The organism is Agromyces sp. NPDC055658 (assembly GCF_053618155.1).
In genome coordinates this window covers 1-23,226 of sequence record NZ_JBSHHD010000040.1, presented here as the reverse complement: position 1 = coordinate 23,226, position 23,226 = coordinate 1, and the positions used below count along the sequence as shown (strand labels likewise).

General features: G+C 71.6%; 25 protein-coding genes. 14 read left to right on the top strand and 11 right to left on the bottom strand.

Annotation, left to right across the window (positions count from 1 at the left end):
* Positions 1–109: 109 nt before the first annotated feature.
* Positions 110–1,081, bottom strand: coding sequence for an FKBP-type peptidyl-prolyl cis-trans isomerase (locus ACWGPE_RS16240; protein ID WP_452049078.1), 972 nt, complete (start codon positions 1,079–1,081; stop codon positions 110–112).
* Positions 1,082–1,197: 116 nt separating this feature from the next.
* Here ACWGPE_RS16240 and ACWGPE_RS16235 point away from each other — a divergent pair, with 116 nt between their 5' ends.
* Complete coding sequence (locus tag ACWGPE_RS16235) at positions 1,198–2,010, top strand: class I SAM-dependent methyltransferase (RefSeq protein ID WP_452049077.1); 813 nt, start codon at positions 1,198–1,200, stop codon at positions 2,008–2,010.
* 33 nt (positions 2,011–2,043) lie between these two features.
* Here ACWGPE_RS16235 and ACWGPE_RS16230 read toward each other — a convergent pair whose 3' ends face one another.
* Together ACWGPE_RS16230 and ACWGPE_RS16225 are read right to left on the bottom strand one after the other, a co-directional pair.
* Positions 2,044–2,913, bottom strand: coding sequence for a sulfurtransferase (locus tag ACWGPE_RS16230; RefSeq protein WP_452049076.1), 870 nt, complete (start codon positions 2,911–2,913; stop codon positions 2,044–2,046).
* Between the two features lie 89 nt (positions 2,914–3,002).
* Entirely contained in the window at positions 3,003–3,980 is a 978-nt protein-coding gene (locus ACWGPE_RS16225) for an SMP-30/gluconolactonase/LRE family protein (RefSeq protein ID WP_452049075.1), read from the bottom strand.
* Between the two features lie 162 nt (positions 3,981–4,142).
* Here ACWGPE_RS16225 and ACWGPE_RS16220 point away from each other — a divergent pair, with 162 nt between their 5' ends.
* Both ACWGPE_RS16220 and ACWGPE_RS16215 read left to right on the top strand, forming a co-directional pair.
* On the top strand, positions 4,143–5,363 hold the full coding sequence (locus ACWGPE_RS16220; RefSeq protein ID WP_452049074.1) for a sensor histidine kinase: 1,221 nt from the start codon (positions 4,143–4,145) through the stop codon (positions 5,361–5,363).
* Positions 5,360–6,022, top strand: coding sequence for a response regulator (locus ACWGPE_RS16215; RefSeq protein ID WP_275505276.1), 663 nt, complete (start codon positions 5,360–5,362; stop codon positions 6,020–6,022). The genes ACWGPE_RS16220 and ACWGPE_RS16215 overlap by 4 nt, the downstream gene beginning before the upstream one ends.
* A 145-nt stretch (positions 6,023–6,167) precedes the next feature.
* On the opposite strand, the gene ACWGPE_RS16210 is transcribed toward ACWGPE_RS16215, so the two are convergent.
* A complete protein-coding gene (locus ACWGPE_RS16210) occupies positions 6,168–6,869 on the bottom strand; it encodes an alpha/beta fold hydrolase (RefSeq protein ID WP_452049073.1) in 702 nt (233 codons plus the stop codon).
* Here ACWGPE_RS16210 and ACWGPE_RS16205 point away from each other — a divergent pair.
* From ACWGPE_RS16205 to ACWGPE_RS16170, 8 genes are all read left to right on the top strand, one after another.
* Positions 6,828–7,679, top strand: a complete 852-nt coding sequence (locus tag ACWGPE_RS16205) for a GntR family transcriptional regulator (RefSeq protein ID WP_376930600.1) — start codon at positions 6,828–6,830, stop codon at positions 7,677–7,679. The genes ACWGPE_RS16210 and ACWGPE_RS16205 overlap by 42 nt on opposite strands.
* Before the next feature lie 100 nt (positions 7,680–7,779).
* Complete coding sequence (locus ACWGPE_RS16200) at positions 7,780–10,740, top strand: Na+/H+ antiporter subunit A (protein ID WP_452049072.1); 2,961 nt, start codon at positions 7,780–7,782, stop codon at positions 10,738–10,740.
* On the top strand, positions 10,737–11,267 hold the full coding sequence (locus ACWGPE_RS16195) for a sodium:proton antiporter (protein ID WP_231429802.1): 531 nt from the start codon (positions 10,737–10,739) through the stop codon (positions 11,265–11,267). The genes ACWGPE_RS16200 and ACWGPE_RS16195 overlap by 4 nt, the downstream gene beginning before the upstream one ends.
* Positions 11,264–12,850 carry a Na+/H+ antiporter subunit D gene (locus ACWGPE_RS16190; protein WP_275505272.1) on the top strand — a complete coding sequence of 529 codons (1,587 nt, stop codon included), beginning with the start codon at positions 11,264–11,266 and terminating at the stop codon, positions 12,848–12,850. The genes ACWGPE_RS16195 and ACWGPE_RS16190 overlap by 4 nt, the downstream gene beginning before the upstream one ends.
* Entirely contained in the window at positions 12,847–13,470 is a 624-nt protein-coding gene (locus ACWGPE_RS16185) for a Na+/H+ antiporter subunit E (protein WP_275505271.1), read from the top strand. The genes ACWGPE_RS16190 and ACWGPE_RS16185 overlap by 4 nt, the downstream gene beginning before the upstream one ends.
* Entirely contained in the window at positions 13,467–13,739 is a 273-nt protein-coding gene (locus tag ACWGPE_RS16180) for a monovalent cation/H+ antiporter complex subunit F (protein WP_231429800.1), read from the top strand. The genes ACWGPE_RS16185 and ACWGPE_RS16180 overlap by 4 nt, the downstream gene beginning before the upstream one ends.
* Before the next feature lie 52 nt (positions 13,740–13,791).
* Positions 13,792–14,151 carry a monovalent cation/H(+) antiporter subunit G gene (gene mnhG / locus ACWGPE_RS16175; RefSeq protein WP_231429799.1) on the top strand — a complete coding sequence of 120 codons (360 nt, stop codon included), beginning with the start codon at positions 13,792–13,794 and terminating at the stop codon, positions 14,149–14,151.
* 63 nt (positions 14,152–14,214) lie between these two features.
* Positions 14,215–15,354 (top strand): hypothetical protein, encoded by a 1,140-nt coding sequence (locus ACWGPE_RS16170; protein WP_452049071.1) that lies wholly within the window; start codon positions 14,215–14,217, stop codon positions 15,352–15,354.
* A gap of 113 nt (positions 15,355–15,467) precedes the next feature.
* Here the strand turns inward: ACWGPE_RS16170 and ACWGPE_RS16165 are convergent, their stop codons facing one another.
* The 6 genes from ACWGPE_RS16165 to paaA form a co-directional block, all read right to left on the bottom strand.
* On the bottom strand, positions 15,468–16,259 hold the full coding sequence (locus ACWGPE_RS16165) for an enoyl-CoA hydratase/isomerase family protein (protein ID WP_231429797.1): 792 nt from the start codon (positions 16,257–16,259) through the stop codon (positions 15,468–15,470).
* Positions 16,260–16,397: 138 nt separating this feature from the next.
* Complete coding sequence (gene paaE / locus ACWGPE_RS16160; RefSeq protein ID WP_231429796.1) at positions 16,398–17,573, bottom strand: 1,2-phenylacetyl-CoA epoxidase subunit PaaE; 1,176 nt, start codon at positions 17,571–17,573, stop codon at positions 16,398–16,400.
* Complete coding sequence (gene paaD / locus ACWGPE_RS16155) at positions 17,573–18,121, bottom strand: 1,2-phenylacetyl-CoA epoxidase subunit PaaD (protein WP_374201159.1); 549 nt, start codon at positions 18,119–18,121, stop codon at positions 17,573–17,575. The genes paaE and paaD overlap by 1 nt, the downstream gene beginning before the upstream one ends.
* Complete coding sequence (paaC, locus tag ACWGPE_RS16150; protein ID WP_275505268.1) at positions 18,118–18,966, bottom strand: 1,2-phenylacetyl-CoA epoxidase subunit PaaC; 849 nt, start codon at positions 18,964–18,966, stop codon at positions 18,118–18,120. Before paaC ends, paaD begins: the two co-directional genes overlap by 4 nt.
* Positions 18,963–19,268 carry a 1,2-phenylacetyl-CoA epoxidase subunit PaaB gene (gene paaB / locus ACWGPE_RS16145; protein WP_275505267.1) on the bottom strand — a complete coding sequence of 102 codons (306 nt, stop codon included), beginning with the start codon at positions 19,266–19,268 and terminating at the stop codon, positions 18,963–18,965. The genes paaC and paaB overlap by 4 nt, the downstream gene beginning before the upstream one ends.
* Complete coding sequence (paaA, locus tag ACWGPE_RS16140; RefSeq protein ID WP_452049070.1) at positions 19,268–20,251, bottom strand: 1,2-phenylacetyl-CoA epoxidase subunit PaaA; 984 nt, start codon at positions 20,249–20,251, stop codon at positions 19,268–19,270. Before paaA ends, paaB begins: the two co-directional genes overlap by 1 nt.
* 149 nt (positions 20,252–20,400) lie before the next feature.
* Here paaA and paaI point away from each other — a divergent pair, with 149 nt between their 5' ends.
* The 3 genes from paaI (at position 20,401) to ACWGPE_RS16125 (ending at position 22,884) form a co-directional block, all read left to right on the top strand.
* Positions 20,401–20,814, top strand: coding sequence for a hydroxyphenylacetyl-CoA thioesterase PaaI (gene paaI, locus ACWGPE_RS16135; protein WP_231429792.1), 414 nt, complete (start codon positions 20,401–20,403; stop codon positions 20,812–20,814).
* Between the two features lie 20 nt (positions 20,815–20,834).
* Positions 20,835–22,184 (top strand): phenylacetate--CoA ligase PaaK, encoded by a 1,350-nt coding sequence (gene paaK / locus ACWGPE_RS16130; protein WP_374201087.1) that lies wholly within the window; start codon positions 20,835–20,837, stop codon positions 22,182–22,184.
* Between the two features lie 70 nt (positions 22,185–22,254).
* Positions 22,255–22,884, top strand: coding sequence for a TetR/AcrR family transcriptional regulator (locus ACWGPE_RS16125; RefSeq protein WP_452049069.1), 630 nt, complete (start codon positions 22,255–22,257; stop codon positions 22,882–22,884).
* Between the two features lie 38 nt (positions 22,885–22,922).
* Here ACWGPE_RS16125 and ACWGPE_RS16120 read toward each other — a convergent pair whose 3' ends face one another.
* Complete coding sequence (locus tag ACWGPE_RS16120) at positions 22,923–23,150, bottom strand: hypothetical protein (RefSeq protein ID WP_231429790.1); 228 nt, start codon at positions 23,148–23,150, stop codon at positions 22,923–22,925.
* Positions 23,151–23,226 lie beyond the last annotated feature (76 nt).

Below are 23,226 nucleotides of genomic sequence, written 5' to 3'. Positions count from 1 at the left end.
GCGGGCGAACGTGGTTCCAGTGCCCGAACGTCGTTCCAGCGCGCCGTCGGCGCCGGGACGACGGAGGGGCCGGGCGATGCCGCCCGACCCCTCCGCTCGCGTCGACCGGCTACTGGCCGGCGGGCGCGGTGTCCTGGATCTCGATGAGGAACACGAGCGTCTGCCCGCCGAGCGGGTTCTGGTCGCTCTCCTCGGCACCGTAGGCGTACTCCGGCGGGATCGTGACGATGAGCTTCGTGCCGACCTTCTGGCCGACGAGCGCCGCGCTGAAGCCCTGGATCACGCCGTCGGTCGTGAACGTCGCCGGCTCGCCGCGGGTGTAGCTCTGGTCGAAGATCTCGCCGGTGTCCCAGCTGATGCCCTGGTAGTGAACGGTGACGCTGTCGCCGTCGCCCACGGTGGCGCCGTCGCCCTCCTCGAGCACCTTGAGCTGGAGGTCGGCCGGCGGGTCGGCCTTCGGCAGGGTCACCGTGGGCGCCTCGCCCTCGGCGCCCCACTTCACCTCGGGCACGTTCTCGGTCCACTCGGCGGGCTTGAGCGGCTGCTGCACCTCGACGACGTCGACGACGATCACGATGGTCTCGCCCGGCTCGATGCCGATCGACTCGTTTCCGGTGTCGCCGTACAGCGACGATGCGGGCGCGACGGTCACGGTGCGCGAGCCGATCGGCACGCAGTCGATGCCGGCGAGGAACGCCTCGTAGAGCGTGTCGTCACCGGCGACGATGGTCGCGGGCTGCGAGAAGAGCTCGTCGCCCGACGTGCCCGAGAAGGTCGTGACCACCGCGTTGATCTTCTGGCCCGACTCGGTGACGTCGCCGTCGCCCTCGATGGCGACGGTGCGCTGCAGCTCGTCGGCCTCGAGCGGCGTCGTGAAGGTGGCGGTGGGCTTCTCGGAGAACTCGCCATCGACCTTCACGCCGTCGCTGAGGTCGCCCGAGGGCACGTCCATGCAGGCGGCGGCGTCGGCGGTGGGGGTTTCGGATGCCTCGGGGCCGGCGCTGCCCGCGCAACCGGCGAGCAGCAGGGCGGCCGAGGTGGCGAGCGCGATGGGCGCGCCGCGGCGCAGGGCACGATTCATGGGAGAGGACTCGTTTCGGTCGGAGAACGTGGTGCTGTGGCATCCCAGTCTGCCCTGTTCGGCTTTCTCTTTCCTGAATTCCCGGAGATCTGACCGATCAAGGCCAGAATGGGCGCATGGGGGAGTTGACGGACGAGCCTGACCATGTCGGTGCGTTCGCGGCGGGGGCCGCGAAGTTCGCCGAACTGGACGAGGCGGTATGGGACCCGATCTCGACCGCGACACTGGCGCGCACCCGGCCGAAGTTCGACGAGCTCGTGCTCGACGCGTGCTCGGGCGACGGTGCGTCGGCGCTGCCCGCGGCCGAGCTCGTCGGCCCTGGCGGGCTCGTCGACGCCGTCGACCTCGCGGAGGAGCTCATCGGGCTCGCGCGCGCCCGTGCGGGCGATCGCCTGCCGCAGCTGCGCCTGCATGTCGCCGACGTCACCTCGTGGGAGCCGACCGGCTACGACCTCGTGCAGTGCGTACTCGGCGTGTTCTTCTTCGCCGACATGGACGCCGGCACCCGGCACCTCATCGAGCGCGCGAAGCCGGGTGGCCGCGTCGGCGTGACGGTGTGGGCGCGCGGCGCACTCGGATCGTTCCTCGAGGCGCTCACGTCGGCACTGCCGGGCGAGCACGACGACGAACACCACTCGCCCGCATTCGAGGGCATCGACACTCCCGGCGGCCTCGCGCGATGGCTCACGGGGCTCGGGCTCCAGCGCGTGCGCGCCGACGAGGCTCGCAGGCACGTCGAGGTCTCCCCCGACCTCGCCTGGTCGCTCGTGGAGGGCACGGCGATCCGCAACGCGATCGCGGGACTCGACGACGAGGAGGTCGCCGGGGTGCGCGAACGCTTCACCGCCCGGCTCGAGGAGTCGCCCGAGGCGCGCACGCTCGACCTCACGACCCTCATCGCGGTCGGGTACCGTCCCGACGCCGGTTGAGGGGACGGGTGCGGTTCACCGCCCCGCCGCACCTCAATCAGCGGAAGGCTCGTCGCCCGTCGCCGCGGGGCGCGTCTCGTCGTTCGACCACTGGCTCCACGAGCCCGGGTAGAGCGCCGCGTCGACACCGGCGATCGCGAGCGCGGCGACGGCGTGGGCGGCCGTGACGCCCGAACCGCAGTAGGCCGCGACGGGCGCGCCGGACTCCGGCACGACGCCGACGGCGGCGAACCGCTCGCGCAGTGCCTCGGCCGGGAGGAACCGGCCCGACGCGTCGAGGCTGCCGCCGCTCGGCGCCGACCTCGCACCCGGGATGTGACCGGCCCGCGGGTCGATCGGCTCGACCTCGCCGCGATACCGCTCGACGGCGCGCGCGTCGAGCAGCACGCCCCGCCCCGGCAGGGCGGCGGCCTCGTCGATGCCGATCACGGGCATGCCGCCGAAGTGCGCGGTCGCGTCGCCGGGCTCGGGCGAGGCATCCCCCGTCTCGAGCGGCAGGCCGGCCGCCTGCCAGGCGGCGAGCGCGCCGTCGAGCATTCGCACGTCGGCGACGCCGGCGTGCCGCAGCAGCCACCACGCCCGGGCGGCCGACTGGTTGCCGAGGTCGTCGGTCACCACGACGGTGTCGCCGTCGCGTACGCCCCAGCGCCGCATCGCCCGGGTGAACGCCGCCTCGGTCGGCAGCGGATGCCGCCCCTCGCCGACCGCGTCGTGGTCGGCGAGCTCGCCGTCGAGGTCGACGTAGACGGCGCCGGGGATGTGCCCGGCGCGGTACGCGTCGGTGCCGTCGGGCTGAGCGAGCGACCAGCGCACGTCGAGCACGACCGTGCGGGTGTCGGCGCGGCCCGTGCGTTCGGCGTCGAGGCGGGCGGCGAGCTCGTCGGCGGTGATGAGGATCGGCATGCGTCCATCCTCCCAAGACTCGGCGAACGACGACGACGGATGCCTCGGGCTCTCGCCCGAGGCATCCGTCATGCCGATCGTGAGTCGGGTCAGCCCGCGAACGGGTTCGTGACGACCTCGTAGGGGGCCTCGACCTGGCCGTCGCCGAACTCGCTGTCGACGTAGAGGGTGCGGCCGTGCAGTGACTCGGCGGTCGTGAGGACGCGGCTCGGGTCGGTCGCCACGTCGCTCACGAAGCGCGCGGTCGAGCCGTCGGCCGAGATGCGCAGGGTCGTGATCGCCTTCGAGAAGTTGCGGACGACGGTGAGCCGGTTGCCCTCGCGCACCAGGCCGTCGGCGTTCACGAGATCGGCACCGGGGGTCGCGATCTCGGTGACGGTGCCGTCGAAGCCGAAGCGGAACAGCTTGCCGACATTGCCCTGGGCGACGACGAACGCGCTCTCGTCAGCGGTCAGCACGATGCCGCCGAGGTTGAAGCCGGCCGACCGCGAGACCGTGCCGGTCGCGTCGGCCCACAGTTCGGCGGCCCACTCGCCGTCGGCGTCCTGCGCCACCCGGAAGACCTGCGGGTCGTTCGAGTTCGTGAAGTACGCGGCACCGTCGGCGCCGATCGCGACGTCGTTGAGGAACGCGTCGGCAGTGCCCGGCACACGCAGCGAGGCGAGCAGGTCGCCCTCGGGCGAGTACACCCACAGGTCGGGGCGGCCGGTGCCGATGCCGTTGGGGCCGCCGGCGACGAAGACGTTGCCGTCGCCGTCGACCGTGATGCCGCGGGCCGTGTAGCGGCCGTCGGTGCCGTCGCCCGCGATCCACTGCTCGGTGGTCGACGAGCGCACGTCGCCGCGGTGGATCTCGCCGCCGGTGACCTCGCTCACGTAGAAGGCGCCGCTGCGCCGGTCGGCCCCGATGCCCTCGAAGCGGCTGCCCTCGGCGTCGCCGTTCAGGGTGTACGTGCCCGGGCGGCCGTGGTCGGCCTCCTGGGCGAGGGCCGGCGCGGCCCCGGTCGTGACGATCGTGGTCAGGGTCGCCGCGGCGAGCAGGCCGGCGATGGTGGTCTGGTGCTTCATGGAATCTCCTCCTGGGGACGTCCGGTCCGGTCCTGGTCCGGTGCGAACCGGGTGATTCCACTCCACCGCACGTTCCGCCGCGAGGCGTCGGGCATCCGGCTCGATTCGAATAGCCGATCGGATGACGCCCGCATGGACCGACGGTCCGTAGGCTGTGCGGTCATGGAGCAGGAGATCAACGGCATGCGCGGCATCCTCGCGCCCGTCGCCCGCTTCGACCGCTGGCTGCACGCGGTGCTCCTCGTGCTCCTCGTCGTGTGCGCGGCCCGCTATGTCGAGCGGCACGGTCTCGCACCAGAGACGGCGGCGGTGCTCGCGGGTGCGGCGGCGCTCGCCGTGGTCGCCTCGCTGCGCCCCGTGCTCCCCCGGCGCGGCGCCTGGCCGACGATCTGGGTGGTCGGCGTGGTCGTGCTGTGGATGGCGCTGACCCTCGCCGCCCCGTCGTTCGCGTGGTGCGCGGTGCCGCTCGCGTTCGCGGTGCTGCGAGTGATCCCGTTCGGGCCCGCGGTCGCGGTCGTCGTCGTCATGACGGTCGTCGTGAGCGTCGCGTGGTCGCGCATCGACGACGGCATCGACCCGACCGTCATCGTCGGCCCCGCGGGCATCGCGATCGCGACGGTCATCGCCTACCGCGCCCTCGAACGGGAGTCGGCCGAACGCCAGCGCCTGCTCGACGAGCTGACCGACGCGCAGGACGAGCTGGCCGAGGCGCAGCACCGCGCGGGCGCGCTCGCCGAACGCACCCGGCTCTCGCGCGAGATCCACGACTCGGTCGGCCAGCAGCTCTCGAGCATCAACCTGCTGCTGCAGGCGGCCGAGCAGGACTGGCGGGCCCGCCCCGACTCGGCTCGCGAGCACGTGCGCACGGCGGCCTCGACCGCGCGCGAGGGTCTCGACGAGGTGCGCCGGGTCGTGCGCGACCTCGCACCGGCCGCGCTCGAGGACGGAAGCGCCGACGCGCTGCCCGACGCCATCGATCGCCTGGTGACGGATGCCTCCGCCATGGGCGCCGGGCCCGTGCTCGCGTTCCACCGCCACGGCGCCGCCCGCGCCGTGCCCGCCCCGACCGCCGGCGCACTCCTGCGCAGTGCCAGGGGCGCCGTCGCGAACGCCGTCGAGCACGCGCACGCGAGACGCGTCGTCGTGAGCCTCACCTACCAGCCCGACGAGATCCGCCTCGACGTGCGCGACGACGGCGTCGGGTTCGACGTCGCCTCGAACCGTCGCGGGGCCGCCGACCGGGGGCACGGCCTGCGCGGGCTCCGCGAGCGGGCCGAGGAGCTCGGCGGACGCGCCGAGATCGAGAGCGCGCCGGGCGAGGGCACCACGGTGTCGGTATCGTTCCCCCTGTCGAGCAGCACGGAAGAGCAGGTGACGTCGTGAGCGAGGCATCCCGCGTGTCGCAGGCCGGCGCCGCACCGGTGCGCGTCATCCTCGTCGACGACCACCCGGTGGTGCGCGCGGGGCTCGCCGCCCTCCTCGGCGGAAAGGACGGGCTCGAGGTCGTCGCGGAGGCCGGCGATGCCGACGAGGCCGTCGCGAAGACGCGCGCCTACCGTCCCGACGTCGTGCTCATGGACCTCAACCTCGGCGAGGGCCCCGGAGGAGTCGCGACGACCGCCCGGCTGCGCGCGCTCGACGAACCGCCCGCCGTGCTCGTGCTGACGACGTACGACACCGAGGCCGACATCATCCGCGCGCTCGAGGCCGGTGCAGGCGGCTACCTGTTGAAGGACGCCCCGCCCGACGAGCTGTTCGCCGGCATCCGCGCGGTCGCCCGCGGCGAGACCGTGCTCGCGCCGTCGGTGGCCGCGACCCTCGTGCGCCGCGCCGCCGCGCCGGGCCCGGTGGTCACCGAGCGCGAGGTCGAGGTGCTCGAACTCCTCGCCGACGGTCTCGGCAACAAGGAGCTCGCCCGCGAGCTGCTGGTCTCCGAGGCGACCGTGAAGTCGCACCTCTCCCACATCTACGCGAAGCTCGGCGTCGACACGCGGGCAGGGGCGGTCGCGGCGGCGATCGAGCGCCGCATCATCCGCCGGTAGGGCTCCCGCCGTCAACGATCATCGCCGCTCGACCTCGGACCACGTGGAATTCTTCGGATCCGCTCCCGCGAACCGCGGTGGCCGCAGGCGCTCGGGGTCGGCTCGCTGCAGGTGAGCGAACCGACCCCGGAGCTCGGCGACGACGTCAGCGTGTCGCGCTGCGCTCGGCTGCGGTGACGATGACGTCGGCGACCGTCTCGGCCTGGGTGATGAACAGCGCGTGGCTGCCCGGCACGTTGGTGATGTCCGCGCCGATGCGCGTGGCCATGTGCTGCAGCATGGCCTGGTCGAACGCCTTGTCCTCGGTCGCGATGACGGCCCAGCTCGGCTTGTCACGCCAGGCGGCCGCAGTCACCGGGGTTGCGAACACGGCCATGTCGATGGGCACCTGGCTGTCGGCGAGGAAGGCGGCGTCGGCGTCGCTGACGTCGGCGGCGAATCCGGCGTGGAAGGCGTCGCGGTTGAGGTATCCGTAACCGTCGTCGCCGACGTCGATGACGAACTCGGGCGTCGGCGCGAACCCCTCGTACTGCTGAGCGGTGCTCTCCCCCGCGTCGGGCGCCAGCGCCGACACGTACACGAGTCCGGCGACCTTGGGGTGGGCACCCGCCTCGGTGATGACGGTGCCGCCCCACGAGTGGCCGACGAGGATCGTCGGCCCGTCCTGGAGGTCGAGCACCCGCTTCGTGGCCGCCACGTCGGCCTCGAGCGACGTGAGCGGGTTCTGCACGATCGAGACCCGGTAGCCGCGTGCGGTCAGCAGGTCGTACACGCGGCGCCATCCTGATCCGTCGGCGAACGCCCCGTGCACGAGGACGACGTTGGTGATGCCGTTTTCGATGTTCATGTCTCTTCCTTCCGGAGTGGCCGTTCGGCCGGTGGGTTGCGGTCATGTGATGCAACAACGGCGATACGCAATATATTGCATGTTGCAAGATCCGCACCCGGGCCGAGCATCGACTTGCCTCCCAGGGCTGGAGTATGGGCAATATATTGCATGCCGATTCCCCGCAGCGCCCCCGGTGTCGACCGGTCATTGTTGCGCGACGACGTGTTCCGCCGGCTCCGGGACGCGATCGTCGACGGCACGTTCCTGCCCGGGGAGCAGCTGAAAGACGTGGACCTCGCGGAGTGGCTCGGCGTCAGCCGGACCCCGGTTCGCGAAGCGCTCCTCCGTCTCGGTGCGAGCGGACTCGTGGTCGCGGTGCCCGGACGATCGACGACGGTGAGCGCCATCGACCCGAAGGCCGTGAGGGACGCACGCGACGTGGTCGCCGCGATGCATGTCCTCGTCGCACGGGAGACGGCGGGCAACCTGTCCGATGCCGAGGTGGCGCGGATGCGCGAAGCGAACGGCCGGTTCGCCCGGGCCGTGGGCGCCGGCGACACCGCCGCGGCGCTCGACGCCGATGATGAGCTGCACTCGGTACCGGTGTCCAGCCTCGGGAACCACGCCATCGAGTCGGTACTCGACCAGTTCGGCCCCGTGGTGCGGCGATCGGAACGCGACCGCTTCGCAGCGGACGGGCCGGCGTCGATCGAACGGCATGAACGACTCATCCAGCTCCTGACCGACGGCGACGCCGAGGGGGCAGCGGAGCTCACCTTCGAGATCTGGCACAGCCTGCCGTCGGAGAACGGCACTCCCGCGGGCTGACGATCCGCGGGTCTGCGCCGTCGGATGCGCAGCGCCGGGGCACCCGCGTCGAGCCCCGGTAGGCTGGTGGCCGGACGATTGCGCGGCGTGAGGAGGGTGGATGATCTTCAGCCTCGTCGCCTTCGGCGTGCTCTCGCTGCTCGCCCCGACCCTGACGAGGCTGCTCGGGCGCCGGGTCTTCCTCCTGCTGGCCGTGCTGCCCGCCGCCGTCTTCGGCTGGCTGCTCACCCTCGTCCCCGCGGTGGTCGCCGGCGACGTCCTCGTCGAGTCGGTCGAGTGGATCCCGACGCTCGACATCGCACTGAGCTTCCGGCTCGACGCCCTCGCACTGCTGCTCGCGCTCATCGTGACGGGCATCGGCGCCCTCGTGCTCGTCTACTGCACCTGGTACTTCAGCGACGACGAACCCGCCCTCGGCCGCTTCGCCGCACTGCTGCTCGCCTTCGCCGGGGTGATGTTCGGCCTCGTCACCGCCGATGACGTGTTCATCCTGTTCACGTTCTGGGAGGCGACGAGCGTGCTCTCGTACCTCCTCATCGGCCACTACACGGGGCGGAAGGAGAGCCGCGGTGCCGCGCTGCAGGCGCTCACCGTGACGACGTTCGGCGGCCTCGCGATGCTCGTCGGCCTCGTGATCCTCTCGGTCGCGGGCGGCACGACGAGCCTCGCCGAGCTCGTCGCGCACCCCGTCACCGACGCGGCCGGCGAGTGGGCCGTCGCACTCGTGCTCGTGGGCGCGATCTCGAAGAGCGCGCTCGTGCCGTTCCACTTCTGGCTGCCCGCCGCGATGGCCGCACCCACCCCGGTGAGCGCCTACCTGCACGCCGCTGCCATGGTGAAGGCCGGCGTCTACCTCGTCGCCCGGCTCGCCCCCGGCTACGCGGACCTCGAGGTGTGGCATCCCATCGTCATCGGGCTCGGCGCGCTCACCATGCTCGTGGGCGGCTGGCGCGCCCTGCGGCAGTACGACCTCAAGCTGCTGCTCGCGTACGGCACGGTCAGCCAGCTCGGATTCCTCGTGATGGTCACGGGGTTCGGCACCCGCGACGCGGCGCTGGCCGGCATGGCCCTGCTGCTCGCGCACGCCCTGTTCAAGGCGACGCTCTTCCTCGTGGTCGGCATCGTCGACCACGCCGCCGGCACCCGCGACTGGCGGAAGCTCTCGGGCCTCGGCCGGCGCATGCCCGTGATCGCGACGATCGCGTTCGTCGCCGCGGGCTCGATGGCGGGCCTGCCGCCGCTGCTCGGCTTCGTCGCGAAGGAGGCGGTCTTCACCGCCGAGCTCGACTCGGCGCTCGCGGGCGACACGTGGGGCTGGATCGCACTCACCGCCGCCTTCGCCGGCTCGGTGCTCACCGTCGCCTACACCGTGCGGTTCGTCTGGGGCGCGTTCTTCACGAAGGCGGATGTCGCGCCCACACCCCTGCACCATGAGAGCCCGGCCATCGGCATCGCCCCGGCGCTGCTCGCGGCGGCATCGTTCGTCTCGGCGTTCACGGTGGCGGCCATCGAGCCGCTGTTCGCGGCCTACGCCGACACCCTGCCGGGCGCCCACGACTACCACCTCGCACTGTGGCACGGGTTCGAGCCGGCCCTCTGGCTGTCGGCGGCCGTCTTCGCGATCGCCGCGCTGCTCGTGTGGGGCCGCCGACGGGTCGCGCGCATGCAGGCGTCGCTGCCGCCGGCGATCGACTCGGCCCGCGGCTACCTCCGCATCGTCTCGGCCGTCGATCGCACGGCCGCGTGGGTGACGACCGCGTTCCAGGTGCGCGGCCTCGCGGGGTACCTCGCGATCATCATGGTCGTGTTCATCGCGGGCCTCGGCACCGCCGCCATGATCAACAGCACCTGGCCCGACGGCGTTCGGCTCTGGGACTACCCGGCGCAACCGTTCATCGCGCTCATCATGGCCTTCGCCGCGATCGCCGCCGCGATCATCCGCCAGCGCGTGACATCGGTACTGCTCGTGAGCGTGACCGGGTACGGACTCGTGCTGCTGTTCGGTATGTCGGGCGCGCCCGATCTCGCGCTCACGCAGGCGCTCGTCGAGACCATCACGATCGTCGTGTTCGTGCTCGTGCTGCGCCGCCTGCCGAAGCAGAGCGCCGTGCACCCGACGGCGCTCGGTCGCGTCACGCGCACCGTCATCGGCGTGCTCGCCGGTCTCGTCATGGCCGTGATCGGCCTCGTCGCCCTCGGCGCCCGCATCGAGCCGACGATCGCCGGCGGGCTGCCCGCGCTCAGCCTCGAGGCGCACGGCAAGAACATCGTCAACGTCATGCTCGTCGACATCCGCGCGTGGGACACCCTCGGCGAGATCTCCGTGCTCGTCGCCGTCGCGACGGGCGTCGCGAGCCTCATCTTCGTCTCGGGCCGCACGGGCGGCGCGCCCCGGCTCGACGAGCCCGATCGCCGCAACCGCCTGCAGCCGGTGCTCGAGCCGGCGTCGAGCATCCGCGCGGCGAAGCCGCGGCTCGCCGACGTCGACGACGAGACCGACGCGCGAGCCGAGGCCCACGAGAACCGGCAGACGTGGCTGCTCGCCGGCCGCACGCTGTCGCCGCGCAACCGGTCGATCCTCATCGAGGTGCTCGTGCGGCTGCTGTTCCACCCCGCGATCATCGTGTCGGTGTACCTGCTCTTCGTCGGGCACAACGCGCCCGGCGGCGGCTTCGCCGGCGGCCTGCTCGCGGGGCTCGCGCTCGTCGCCCGCTACCTCGCGGGCGGCCGCTACGAACTCGGCGAGGCGGCGCCCGTCGACGCCGGGCGGCTGCTCGGCACCGGCCTGCTGCTCGCGGCCGGCACCGCGACGTCCTCGTTGCTGTTCGGGCTCACCGTGTTCGAGTCGACGTGGTTCGAGGCCGACGTGCCCCTGCTCGGCCACCTCTCGATCGGCACGTCGACGCTCTTCGACATCGGCGTGTACCTCGTGGTGGTCGGGCTCGTGCTCGACATCCTGCGTTCGCTCGGGGCCGAGGTCGACCGGCACCAGGAGGAGTCGGAGGCCGACCCCGAGGCATCCGACCCGACCGCCGCCGACCGCGAGGGGGCCCCCGCGTGACCGCCTCCCTGACCCTCGTCCTCCTCATGGCGGTGCTCTTCGGCGCCGGCATCGCCGTCATGCTCGAGCGCAGCCTGACGCGCGTGCTCATCGGGTTCCTGCTCGTCGGCAACGCCGTGAACATCCTCATGTACCTCATGAGCGGCGCCCCCGGCCTCGCGCCGATCCTCGGCGAGGGCGTCGACGAGGGCGAGATCTCCGACCCGCTGCCGCAGGCGTTCGTGCTCACCGCGATCGTGATCAACCTCGGCATCACCGCCTTCATGCTCGCCCTCATCTACCGCTCGTGGTGGCTGGCGCAGCTCGGCGCGAAGGGCGACCTCGTCGACGACGAGGCCGAGCTGGCCGAAGACGCCGAGGAGGCGGCCGACCTCATCCGCTCCTCCGCGGCCGACGACGAGGCGATCCAGTCGCTCATCGACGCGAGCGACGAGGAGTTCGACGAGCTCGTCGCCGCCATCGACGACGAAGAGCTCGAGCGCGAGGCATCCGCCCGCGACCGAGACGACGAACGGGGCCGCCCGTGACCGCGACCCTCGTTCCCCTCGTCGTCCTGCTGCCGATGCTCGGCGCTGCGGTCACGCTCATGCTCGGCCGTCGGCGCCGCGCGCAGATGGCCGTCGGCGTCGCCGTGCTCGCCGCGGTCACGGTGATCGCCGCGGTGCTGCTCGTCGCGGTCGACACGACCGGCCCGGCCGTCGTCTACATCGGCGCGTGGGACGCCCCGTGGGGCATCACCCTCGTCGTCGACCGGCTGTCGGCCATCATGCTCGTGATCTCGGCGATCATGCTGCTCGTCGTGCTCGTCTACTCGGTCGGGCAGGGCATCGCCGACCAGCACCGGGAGACGCCGGTGTCGATCTTCCACCCGACGTACCTGATCCTCGCGGCGGGCGTGTTCAACGCGTTCATCGCGGGCGACCTGTTCAACCTCTACGTCGGGTTCGAGATCCTGCTCGCCGCGAGCTACGTGCTGCTGACCCTCGGCGGCACGGGCGAGCGCATCCGCTCGGGCGTCACGTACATCATCACGAGCCTCGTGTCCTCGCTCTTCTTCCTCAGCGCGATCGCGCTCATCTACGGGGCGACGGGCACGGCGAACATCGCCCAGCTCTCGGTGCGCATCGCCGAGCTGCCGCAGGACGTGCAGCTCATCCTGCACCTGCTGCTGCTCGTCGCGTTCGGCATCAAGGCGGCCGTGTTCCCGCTGTCGTTCTGGCTGCCCGACTCGTACCCGACGGCGCCCGCACCCGTGACGGCGGTCTTCGCCGGCTTGCTGACCAAGGTCGGCGTGTACGCGATCATCCGCACCGAGACCGTGCTGTTCACCGAGAACGACCTGTCGACGCTGCTCATCGTGATCGGCGGGCTGACCATGCTCATCGGCATCCTCGGCGCGCTCACGCAGGCCGACATCAAGCGACTGCTCTCGTTCACCCTCGTGAGCCACATCGGCTACATGATCTTCGGCATCGGGCTGTCGAGCGTGCTCGGCCTGACCGCGACGATCTACTACGTCGTGCACCACATCACAGTGCAGACGGCGCTGTTCCTCACGACGGGGCTCATCGAGCGATTCGGCGGTGCGACCTCCATCAACCGGCTCGCGGGCCTGCTCAAGGCCTCGCCGCTGCTCGCGATCCTGTTCTTCATCCCGGCGCTGAACCTCGGCGGCATCCCGCCGTTCTCGGGGTTCCTCGGCAAGGTCGGCCTGTTCGTCGCGGGCGCGCAGGGCGCAGCACCCGACGCCTCGACCGCGCCCGACTGGCTCATCTGGGTCGTGATCGCGGCCGGCGCGGCGACCTCGCTCATCACGCTCTACGCGCTGACCCGGTTCTGGAACATGGCGTTCTGGCGCCGGCGCGACGAGCTCGAGGGCTACGAGTCGGTGCTGCTCGGCTCGGTGCTCGAGGCCCCCGAGGGCGCGACGGTCACCGCCACCCGGACGACGCCGGTGCTCATGGTCGTCGCGACGGCGGCGCTCGTCGCGGTCACCGTCTGCCTCACGGTGTTCGCGGGCCCGCTGTTCGAGTTCGCGGGGCGCGCGGCCGAAGGGCTCAGCGACCCGTCGGTGTACGTCTCGATCGTGTTCCCCGGAGGCACCCGATGACGCACACGAACGAACCCGTGTCGCGCTGGCGGTCGGTGTGGCGGCAGCTGCCGCTGCTCGTCGGGCTGCTCGTGCTGTGGCTGCTGCTGTGGGACCACATCGACGTGCTGAGCATCGTCACGGGCGTGGTGCTCGCGATCGCCGTGACCCGCCTGCTCTACCTGCCCCCCGTGCTGCTGAGCGGCCGGTTCAACCCGTGGCGGGGGCTGCTGCTCGGCCTCCGCATGATGTTCGACGTCGTGCACGCGTCGCTGCAGGTCGCCGTGCTCGCGATCTGGCCGTGGTGGAAGCCGATGAACTCGATCATCGTCGTGCAGCTGCACACCCGCTCCGACCTCGTGACGACCCTCACCGCCGAAGCGATCTCGGTCGTTCCCGGCACGGTCGTCGTCGACATCGACCGCGAGCGCGGGCTGCTCTACCTGCACGCGCTCGGCACCCGCACGCAGGCCGACATCGACCGCACCCGGCGACAGGTGCTCGGCACCGAGGAGCGCATCGTGCTCGCGATCGGCACCCGGGAGCAGGCCGAGGTCGTGCGCGCCGAGCGGCGGGCCCGCCAGGCGGGCGCCGGCCACGAGGCATCCGGCACGCGTGGATCGAACGGAGGCACTGCATGACCTTCCTCACCGTCGTCTCGATCGCCGCCGGCGTGATGTTCGGCATCGGCGCGATCGCCGCCGTGGTGCGCATCATCAAGGGGCCGTCAATCCTCGACCGGGCGCTCGCGACCGACGTGCTGCTCGCGATCGCGATGTGCGCGCTCGGCGCCGAGATGGCGATCAACCGGCACACCGACACGCTCGTGGTGCTGCTCATCCTCGCGATGTTCGCGGTCGTCGGGTCGATCTCGATCGCCCGGTTCATGGCGAAGCAGGATGCCTCGTGAGCGGCGTCGACGTCGCGCGAGACGCGCTGCGCGCTGAGCCGGGAGGTGGGCGATGACCGGCGCGGACGTCGCGGTCGGGCTGCTCATCCTGGTGAGCGCCTTCCTCTCGATGGCGGCCGGGCTCGGCATCCTGCGGTTCCCCGACGTGCTCACCCGGCTGCACGCCGCGACGAAGCCGCAGGTGCTCGGGCTCGCCGCCGTGCTGCTCGCGATCGCGCTGCGCGCGCCGACGTGGGGCGTGATCTCGACGGTCATCGTGATCATGACGTTCCAGCTGCTGACCCAGCCGATGACCGCGCACATGCTCGGTCGCTCGGCCTACCGCACCGACCACGTGCGCCGCGACCTGCTCATCGAGGACGACCTCGGCCGCGACATCGCCGAGCACGACGAGCACCCGGCGGGTCGCTGAGCTCGGGCGCAGGTCGATGAGCGGTCGAGCGCCCGTCTCGAGATCCGCCGATACGATCGGCGGATGAGCGAGAAGGCCGCCGACCGCGCCCCGTCAGACTTCGCCCCGCTGTCGGGCCCGGTCGACCGCGGGGCGGTGCGCGCATACGAGTCCGACAACGGCTTCGCGCCGACCGACGGCCGCTCGGGGGGCTTCGGCGTCGTCGTCGGGGTCGTGCTCGGCGGGGTCGCGGCCTTCGTCATCGCCCTGCCGCTCGCGCTCGTGGTGATGCTCGCCTCCCCCGTGCTCGAGCAGCTCGGCGTCGACATGTCGTCCGACCGCGTGTTCCAGATCGCGTTCCTCGGGGCCGCGACCCTCATCGCGTGCCTCGCCTGGTTCATCGTGAAGGACCGCCGCCGCGCCGGCGAGGAACGCTACCGGGTGAGCCGATTCGCCGCCGCCAACGGGCTCGAGTTCGTGCCGCGCATCGCCGACCCCGAGTCCCCCGGCATGATCTTCGGCATCGGCGGCGACCGCGTCGCGAGCGAGGTCGTTCGCCTCACTCGCCCCCGCCCCGTCGAGATCGCGAACTACCGCTACGTGCAGAAGACCGCGAAGACGCACGAGACGTTCTCGTGGTCGTACGTCGAGATCACGCTCGAACGCCGGCTGCCGCACATCGTGCTCGACTCGAGGCGCAACAACTCGCCGGCACTCGGCTCGAACCTGCCGGTACCGCTCGCGACCGCTCAGCGGCTGTCGCTCGAGGGCGACTTCGATCGGTACTTCGACCTGTACTGTCCCGAGGGCTACGAGGCCGACGCCCTGTACCTGTTCACTCCCGACGTCATGGCGCGGTTCGTCGACGCCGTCGCGGAGTTCGACATCGAGATCGTCGACGACCGGCTCTACCTCTACTCGCACGGCTCGCGCCCGCTCTCGGGCACCGACCCCGCGACGTGGGAGTGGGTCTTCGCGACGATCGACGTGCTCGACGCGAAGCTCGAGCGCTGGGAGCGCTGGCGCGACGACCGGCTCGCCGAGCCGGACGACGGCGTGTCTGCCTCGACGGCGAACCCGACGCCCGGCATCCCCAGGGGCGTGGCGCCGCAGGGTCGACGGCTGAAGCACCGCATCCCCGTGCTCGCCGTGCTGCCGCTCGTCGTCATGGTCGGCATCTGGTTCGTCATCCCGCTGCTCGAATCGCTCACGGGCGGCGACTGAGCTGACGAGCCGCGCCGCGGCGCGCCCGACCTCCGCCGAGTGTTGCCGTTCGCACTGAGCGTGCCGGTTCTCCGGGCAACGTTCGGTGCAAACGGAAACCGTCGGCGAGCGACTCAGCCGCGACCGGTGAACTGCGGCTTGCGCTTCTCCTGGAAGGCGGCGAAGCCCTCACGGTAGTCGGCCGTGTCGCAGAGGGCGGCCTGCGCGCGGTTCTCCTCGGACATCGAGGCCCAGAGCCCCAGCCGGTCGTCGCGCAGCGACGCCACGAGCATCTTCGAGGCGACGAACGCCTGGGTCGCTCCCGTCGCGGCCGCCCGGGCCGCCGCGCGGGTGGCATCCAGCACCTCGGTGGCTTCGAAGACGCGGCTGAACAGGCCCGAGGCGACCGCCTCGTCGCCCGTCATGAGCCGGCCCGTGACGATGAGGTCCATCGTCTTGTGGGCTCCGAGCCGCTCGACGAAGAGCGCGTGACCGCCCGAGTCGAGCGTGGCGCCGAGGTTCGCGAACGGCGAGCCGATCTTCGCGGTGTCGGCGACGTAGACGATGTCGCTCGCGATGAGCAGGCCCAGCCCGACGCCGAGGCACGCACCGTGCGCGACGGCGAAGGTCGGCACCGGCAGGCCGGCCATCGTGTGCAGCAGCGGCTCGACACGGCCGCCGAGGTAGCCGAGCACGTCGTCCTCACGCGGGTCGACGCCCGAGATGTCGCGGCCGGCGCAGAACGCACGCCCCTCGCCGCGCAGCACGAGGGCGCGCAGGTCGCCGGACTGCGCGAGCCGGCCCGCCTCGGCGTACGCCGCCGCGAGCTCGCCGAGCGCGTGCTCGTCGAGCGCGTTGAGCTTGTCGGGCGCGTTCAGCACGACCTCGCCGACCCGGGTCGTCCCGTCGACCGTGAACTCGATCATCGCTGCTCCACTCCTTCGTGCTGCTGTCGCCGAGCGTTGCCGTTTGCGCCGAACCGGGCTGTTCGCTCGGCCACATTCGGCGCGAACGGCAACACTCGGCGGGCGTCGACGTCGGTGCGGGCGAGCTCGACCGCACCGCTACACGTCATAGTCGACCACGACGCGCTCGGACTTCGGGTGCGACTGGCAGGTGAGCACGTATCCGCGCTCGAGCTCGTCGGGCTCGAGCGCGTAGTTCTCGGTCATGTTCACGCTGCCCTCGACGACCCGTGCGCGGCACGTGCCGCAGACGCCGCCCGCGCACGCGAACGGCACGTCGGGGCGCACGCGCAGCGCCGCGTTGAGGATCGACTCGTTCGCCGACACGGGGCTCTCGACCGTCGACGACTGCCCGTCGAGGGTGAACTCGATCGACACCGTCTGCTCGCCCTGCTGCACGACGACGGGGCGACCGTGCCGCGGCTCGACCTGGTCGGCGTCGGTCGTGAAGAGCTCGTAGCGGACGTGGCCGACCGGCACCCCGCGCTCGGCGAGGGTGTCGCGAGCGAGCTGCACGAGCTCGAACGGCCCGCACAGGAACCACTCGTCGACGGTCTCGGGGCGGATCAGCACGTCGAGCATCGTGCCGAGCTTCTCGGCGTCGATGCGGCCCGAGAGCAGCGGCGCGGTGCGCTGCTCGCGCGAGAGCACGTGGTGCAGGGCGAGCCTCGACGGGTAGCGGTCCTTGAGTTCGGCCAGCTCTTCGAGGAACATCACGTCGAGCGTCGACCGGTTCGTGTAGACGAGCTCGAACTCGGATGTCTCGGAGCGGGCGAGCACGGCCTGCGCGAGTGCCATCAGCGGGGTGATGCCGGAGCCGGCCGCGATGCCGACGACGTGCTTGCCGTCGAGCGCGTCGAGGGTCGAGGTGAAGGTGCCCTGCGGGCTCATCACGTCGAGCGTGTCGCCGGCCCGGAGCTCGGAGTTCGCCCACGTCGAGAAGACCCCGCCGAGGTCGCGCTTGATCGCGACCGACAGGCTGCCCCGCTCGGGGGGACGGCAGATCGAATAGCTGCGGCGGCGCTCGTAGCCGTCGAGCTCCTTGCGCAGCGCGACGTACTGGCCCGGCAGGTACGAGTACTCGTCGGCGAGCTCGTCGGGCACGGCGAAGGTGACCTCGACCGAGTCGCTCGTGAGCGGACGCACCTCGGCCACCTCGAGCGAGTGGAAGCGAGCGCGGCGCCGCTTGGGCACGTGCTCGCCGCCCACCGTCGACGCGAGGAACGCCTCGGCGACCTGCTCGGGGCGGGTGGAGCCGAGGTTCTTCGCCGCCATCAGAGCACCTTGAAGTAGTCGAAGGGCTCGAGGCAGTCGCGGCACTCGTAGAGCGCCTTGCACGACGTCGAGCCGAAGCGGGCGAGCTCGCGGGTGTTGAGCGAGTCGCAGCGGGGGCACTTCACGCCGAGCTGCACGCGCACGGGCCCCGCATCGCGGGCCGCTGCGCGGCCGGTCGGCGCCTGGATGCCGTATCGGCGCAGCTTCTGCTTGCCGGCTTCGCTCATCCAGTCGGTGGTCCAGGCGGGGGCGAGCACGAGCTCGACGCGCACGTCGTCGTAGCCGGCGTGCGTGAGCGCGAGCAGCACGTCGTCGCGGATGGCGTCCATCGCGGGGCATCCGCTGTAGGTGGGGGTGATCTGCACGCGCACCGCACCGTCGTCGCCCACCTCGACCGAGCGCAGCACGCCGAGGTCCTCGATCGTGAGCACGGGGATCTCGGGGTCGGTCACCGTCGCGGCGACCGACCAGGCGTGGTTCTCGGTCGAGCGAGTGGCGCCCGACGTAGGAGGACGCGTATCGAGACCATCGGTGACAGCCGCAGTCACCACGACGCACCCCGATGCTGCCGGGCGAGCACCTGCATCTCGGCGAGCAGCGGCCCGAGTCGTTCGGTGTGCGATCCGCCGCGCCCGCCGCCCGACGCGGTGTACGCCGTGCGCCCGCTCGGCCGTTCGAGCTCTGCCTCGGCGAACACGGCGTCGATCGCCGCCTCGAACGCGGGTCGCAGCGACGAGGGCAGCACGGCGACGCCGTCGGCGGCGAGGCGCTCGACGAGGTCGTCGTCGGCGAAGAGCTCGTCGACGTACGGCCACGTGACGGTGACGCCCTCGATCATGCGGCGGCGCGACTCGTCGGTGCCGCCCGCGAGGCGCAGGGTCCACTGCACGGCGTGGTCGCGGTGGTAGTCGACCTCCTTCACGGCCTTCGCGGCGATCGCGGCGAGGGTCGGGTCGGTCGACTCGGTGAGCGCGCCGTACAGTTCGAACCAGTACAGGGATGCCACGAGCTGCCGCGCGATCGTGCAGGCGAAGTCGCCGTTCGGCTGTTCGAAGAGCCAGGCGTTGCGCCACTCGGGCTCGTCGCGCCAGTAGGCGAGATCGTCCTCGCTGCGGCCCGACGCGGTGCCCGCGTAGTGCAGCAGCGAGCGGGCGTGCCCGAGCAGGTCGAGCCCGATGTTCCCGAGCGCGACATCTTCTTCGAGCTCGGGCGCACGGGTGATCCACATGCCGAGCTGCTGGGCGTTGACGAGTGCGTCGTCGCCGAGGCGCAGGGCGTACTCGGCGACCTCGGGCGAGGCGACGCGGGCGATGCCGTCGGCCGCCGATCCGGCGAGCTCGTCGGCGAGCGCGAGCCGATCGACGGTGACGTCGCCATGGGCGGTGTCGCTCACAGGTGCTTCACCCCCTCGCTCTTCGTGTAGTAGACCGCATGGCGGTAGTTCTTGCCAGCGGGGCTCTCGAAGAAGGCGCCCTTCGCATCGGGGTCGCTCGTCGTGATCGCCACGGCCGGAACCACCCAGATCGACACGCCCTCGTTGCGGCGCGTGTAGAGGTCGCGCGCGTTGCGCACGGCCATGTCGGCGTCGGGCGCGTGCAGCGAGCCGACGTGCACGTGGCTCAGGCCGCGGTTGGCGCGCACGAAGACCTCCCACAGGGGCCAGGCCTCGGTTGCGGTCTCACCGGGAGTCGACATCACGCCACCGCCTTCTGCTTCAGCGCCTGCTTGCGTGCGTACTCGGCGGCGGCCTCGCGCACCCAGGCGCCCTCCTCGTGGGCCTCGCGGCGCCGGCGCAGCCGCTCGGCGTTCGCGGGACCGCGACCGCCGAGCACCTCGTTGAACTCGGTCCAGTCGATCTCGCTCATGTCGTAGGCCTGCTTCTCCTCGTTCCAGGCGAGGTTCGGGTCGGGGAGGGTGACCCCGAGCACCTCGGCCTGCGGCACGAGCATGCCGACGAAGCGCTGGCGCAGCTCGTCGTTCGAGAACCGCTTGATGTTCCACGCCATCGACTGCGCCGAGTTCGGCGACTGGTCGTCGGGCGGGCCGAACATCTGCAGGCTCGGCCAGTACCAGCGGTTCACGGCCTCCTGCGCCATCTCGCGCTGCGCCTCGGTGCCCTGCATGAGCTCGAGCAGGATCTCGAACCCCTGCCGCTGGTGGAACGACTCCTCTTTGCAGATGCGCACCATCGCCCGCCCGTACGGGCCGTACGAAGCGCGGCACAGCGGCACCTGGTTGCAGATCGCGGCACCGTCGACGAGCCAGCCGATGGCCCCCATGTCGGCCCACGTCGGCGTCGTGTAGTTGAAGATCGACGAGTAGCGAGCGCGCCCCTCGATGAGCTGCTGCATCATCTCCTCACGCGAGATGCCGAGCGTCTGCGCCGCCGAGTAGAGGTACAGGCCGTGGCCCGCCTCGTCCTGCACCTTCGCCATGAGGATCGCCTTGCGCTTGAGGCTCGGCGCCCGCGTGATCCAGTTCGACTCGGGCTGCATGCCGATGATCTCGGAGTGCGCGTGCTGCGAGATCTGGCGGATGAGCGTCTTGCGGTAGGCCTCCGGCATCCAGTCGCGGGGTTCGATGCGCGAGTCGGCGGCGATGATCGCGTCGAACGCGGCCTGGCCGTCGGCATCGGATGCCTCCCCGGTCACCGGGCGGAGGTCTGCTGGTGCGGTCATCATCGACTCCTGGGTTCTGCGGCGGTCGGCGCCGATCGGGCCGCGGCGCGTGCCGGGGCATCCCGATATTACCAACCGATCGTTCAGTTAGTATATATTCGATCTCGGCGTCGCAGCAACGGCGCCGCCGACTCGATGAGGAGTGCGAGATGACCGATGCCGACGCCGACACCCTCAACCGCGCGATGATGCAGCGCGACCGCGCCTCGGCCTGGCTCGGCCTCGTCGTCGAGCGCGACGACCCCGGCCACGCCGTCGTGAGCATGGTCGTGCGCGAGGAGATGACGAACGGCTTCGGCATCACCCACGGCGGCCTGGTGTTCGCCCTCGCCGACACCGCCTTCGCGATCTCGTGCAACGAGGACGACCGGGTCACCGTCGCCGCCGGCGCCGACATCACGTTCCTCAAGTCGACGCATGCCGGCCAGACCCTCACCGCCACCGCCGTGCGACGAACCCGTTCGGGCCGCACCGGCCTCTACGACGTGTCGGTCGTCGACGAAGACGGCGACGCGGTCGCCGAGTTCCGCGGCCGCTCGATCTCCACCAACCGCACCTTCTGATCCCCCGCACAGGAGCCACCGTGTCGACGACGACCAACGCCCCCACCACCAGCGTCTCCGTCTCGGGCCTGCAGCCGCCGGCGCTCGACGAGCTCGACCCCGAGGAGCGGCTGAGCCGCGCCGAGATCGAGACGCTGCAGCTCGAACGACTGCAGCAGACCGTGGCGCACGCGTACGAGCACGTGCCCCTCTACACCCGCAAGTTCGACGAGGCGGGAGTGCACCCGCGAGACATCCGGTCGCTCGCCGACGTCGCGAGGCTGCCGTTCACGACCAAGGCCGACCTGCGCGAGACCTACCCGTTCGGCATGTTCGCCGTGCCGATGTCCGAGGTGGCGCGCATCCACGCCTCGAGCGGCACGACCGGCCGGCCGACGGTGGTCGGCTACACGAAGGGCGACCTGGAGCGCTGGGCGTCGCTCGTCGCCCGGTCGCTCCGGGCGAGCGGCATCCGCGCCGGCATGAAGGTGCACAACGCCTACGGCTACGGCCTGTTCACCGGCGGGCTCGGCGCCCACGCCGGCATCGAGGCCCTCGGCGCGACCGTCATCCCGATGTCGGGCGGGCAGACCGCTCGGCAGGTGCAGCTGATCATGGACTTCGAGCCCGACGCGATCCTCTGCACGCCGAGCTACCTGCTGACGATCGCCGACGCGATGGCCGAGCAGGGCATCGACCCGCGCTCGACGTCGCTCAAGGTCGCCGTGCTCGGCGCCGAGCCGTGGACGAACGAGATGCGCCACGAGCTCGAGCAGCGCCTCGGGCTCGACGCGCTCGACATCTACGGGCTCAGCGAGGTCATGGGCCCGGGCGTCGGCAACGAGTGCCTCGAGACGAAGGACGGCCCGCACCTCTGGGAGGACCACTTCCTGCCCGAGATCATCGACGGCGACACGGGCGCGGTGCTCGCCGACGGCGAGATGGGCGAGCTCGTGTTCACCTCGCTCACCAAGGAGGCGTTCCCGGTCATCCGGTACCGCACCCGCGATCTCACGCGCCTGCTGCCCGGCACCGCGCGCCCCGGCATGCGCCGCATGGAGAAGATCACCGGGCGCAACGACGACATGATCATCCTGCGCGGGGTCAACCTCTTCCCGACGCAGATCGAGGAGCTCGTGCTCGGCATCGAGCAGCTCACGCCGCACTTCGTCCTCGAGCTGACGAAGGAGGGGCGCATGGACGCGCTCACGGTGCGCATCGAGCGCCATCCCGACCTCTCGGTCGAGACGTGCGAGGCCGCAGCGGTCGTGCTCGCCCAGCGCATCAAGGTGCACGTCGGCTCGACGGTGGTCGTGCAGCTCGAAGAGCCGGGGGCACTGCCGCGCAGCGAGGGCAAGTACAAGCGGGTCTACGACCTGCGCAACGGGTGACGTCGGCGGGTCGGGGAGCGCGCGGCGAAGGAGCACGCGTCTCGGAACCCGAGGTGCGAGGATGGGGGCGATGAGCGAGAACGGAAGCCTGCGACGGGGCCGCCCCGGCTACGACCGGCAGGGCATCCTCGACGTCGCCGTGGCGGCGTTCAACGAGTTCGGGTACGACGCGACCTCGATGGGCGTGCTCGCCGAACGGCTCGGACTGTCGAAGTCGGCGATCTACCACCACTTCGCCTCGAAGGACGAGATCCTCGACCAGGCGCTCGAGGCCGCGCTCGGCGGGCTCGAGGGCGTCGTCGACGAGAACGACGCGGCGGGCGGCCGCGCGGCCGACCGGCTCGACCGGGTGCTGCGCGGTGCCGTGCACGTGCTCGTCGACGAATTGCCGTCGGTCACGCTGCTCCTGCGCGTGCGCGGCAACACCGACGTCGAGCGCCGAGCCCTCGCCCGACGGCGCGACTTCGACAAGCGCGTGACCGCGATCGTCGCCGAGGCCCAGGCCGACGGCACCCTGCGCAGCGACATCGACGCGAGCGTCGTCTCGCGCCTCGCGTTCGGCATGATCAACTCGATCGTCGAGTGGTACCGCCCGGGCGGCCGCGAGAACGCCGACCGTCTGGCCGACGACGTCATCGCGATCGCGCTCGACGGCCTGCGCATGCCGACCGAGAACCGGGTCGAAGAGCTGCTGGGCTGACCCGAGGCATCCATCGGCGGTGATCGCCGCCGACCGGCTCACGCCGTCGCGGCGAGCGGCGAGTGCGCGGGCACGGCCGAACGCTGGAACCACGCCCGCCGGGTGCCCCGCCCGAGGCGGCGGGAGTGCTCGCCCGTTTCGGCGAGGCGCTCGGCGATCACGCGACGCCGCTCGAGCTCGCGAGCGAGGCGCGCGTCGGCTTCGGCGGCGAGGTGCGGGAATGCGGTCTCCGAGATGTACATGGTGTCGACTCCTTCGATCGACACCCAGCCTCCGCCCTGAGGTGGGGGCGCGACATCAGGACATCGCCCTAACTTCGGCGAGGGCGGGCACTGAGGTGCC

Bases quoted from the DNA above. Each gene is read 5' to 3' on its own strand.
- ACWGPE_RS16200 (WP_452049072.1), top strand. From the start codon at position 7,780: ATGATCTTCAGCCTCGTCGCCTTCGGCGTGCTCTCGCTGCTCGCCCCG.
- mnhG (WP_231429799.1), top strand. From the start codon at position 13,792: ATGACCGGCGCGGACGTCGCGGTCGGGCTGCTCATCCTGGTGAGCGCC.
- paaB (WP_275505267.1), bottom strand. From the start codon at position 19,268: ATGTCGACTCCCGGTGAGACCGCAACCGAGGCCTGGCCCCTGTGGGAG.
- ACWGPE_RS16220 (WP_452049074.1), top strand. From the start codon at position 4,143: ATGGAGCAGGAGATCAACGGCATGCGCGGCATCCTCGCGCCCGTCGCC.
- ACWGPE_RS16125 (WP_452049069.1), top strand. From the start codon at position 22,255: ATGAGCGAGAACGGAAGCCTGCGACGGGGCCGCCCCGGCTACGACCGG.
- ACWGPE_RS16185 (WP_275505271.1), top strand. From the start codon at position 12,847: ATGACGCACACGAACGAACCCGTGTCGCGCTGGCGGTCGGTGTGGCGG.
- ACWGPE_RS16230 (WP_452049076.1), bottom strand. From the start codon at position 2,913: ATGCCGATCCTCATCACCGCCGACGAGCTCGCCGCCCGCCTCGACGCC.
- ACWGPE_RS16170 (WP_452049071.1), top strand. From the start codon at position 14,215: ATGAGCGAGAAGGCCGCCGACCGCGCCCCGTCAGACTTCGCCCCGCTG.
- ACWGPE_RS16225 (WP_452049075.1), bottom strand. From the start codon at position 3,980: ATGAAGCACCAGACCACCATCGCCGGCCTGCTCGCCGCGGCGACCCTG.
- paaA (WP_452049070.1), bottom strand. From the start codon at position 20,251: ATGACCGCACCAGCAGACCTCCGCCCGGTGACCGGGGAGGCATCCGAT.
- ACWGPE_RS16180 (WP_231429800.1), top strand. From the start codon at position 13,467: ATGACCTTCCTCACCGTCGTCTCGATCGCCGCCGGCGTGATGTTCGGC.
- ACWGPE_RS16235 (WP_452049077.1), top strand. From the start codon at position 1,198: ATGGGGGAGTTGACGGACGAGCCTGACCATGTCGGTGCGTTCGCGGCG.
- ACWGPE_RS16165 (WP_231429797.1), bottom strand. From the start codon at position 16,259: ATGATCGAGTTCACGGTCGACGGGACGACCCGGGTCGGCGAGGTCGTG.
- ACWGPE_RS16210 (WP_452049073.1), bottom strand. From the start codon at position 6,869: ATGAACATCGAAAACGGCATCACCAACGTCGTCCTCGTGCACGGGGCG.
- paaE (WP_231429796.1), bottom strand. From the start codon at position 17,573: ATGGCGGCGAAGAACCTCGGCTCCACCCGCCCCGAGCAGGTCGCCGAG.
- paaI (WP_231429792.1), top strand. From the start codon at position 20,401: ATGACCGATGCCGACGCCGACACCCTCAACCGCGCGATGATGCAGCGC.
- ACWGPE_RS16240 (WP_452049078.1), bottom strand. From the start codon at position 1,081: ATGAATCGTGCCCTGCGCCGCGGCGCGCCCATCGCGCTCGCCACCTCG.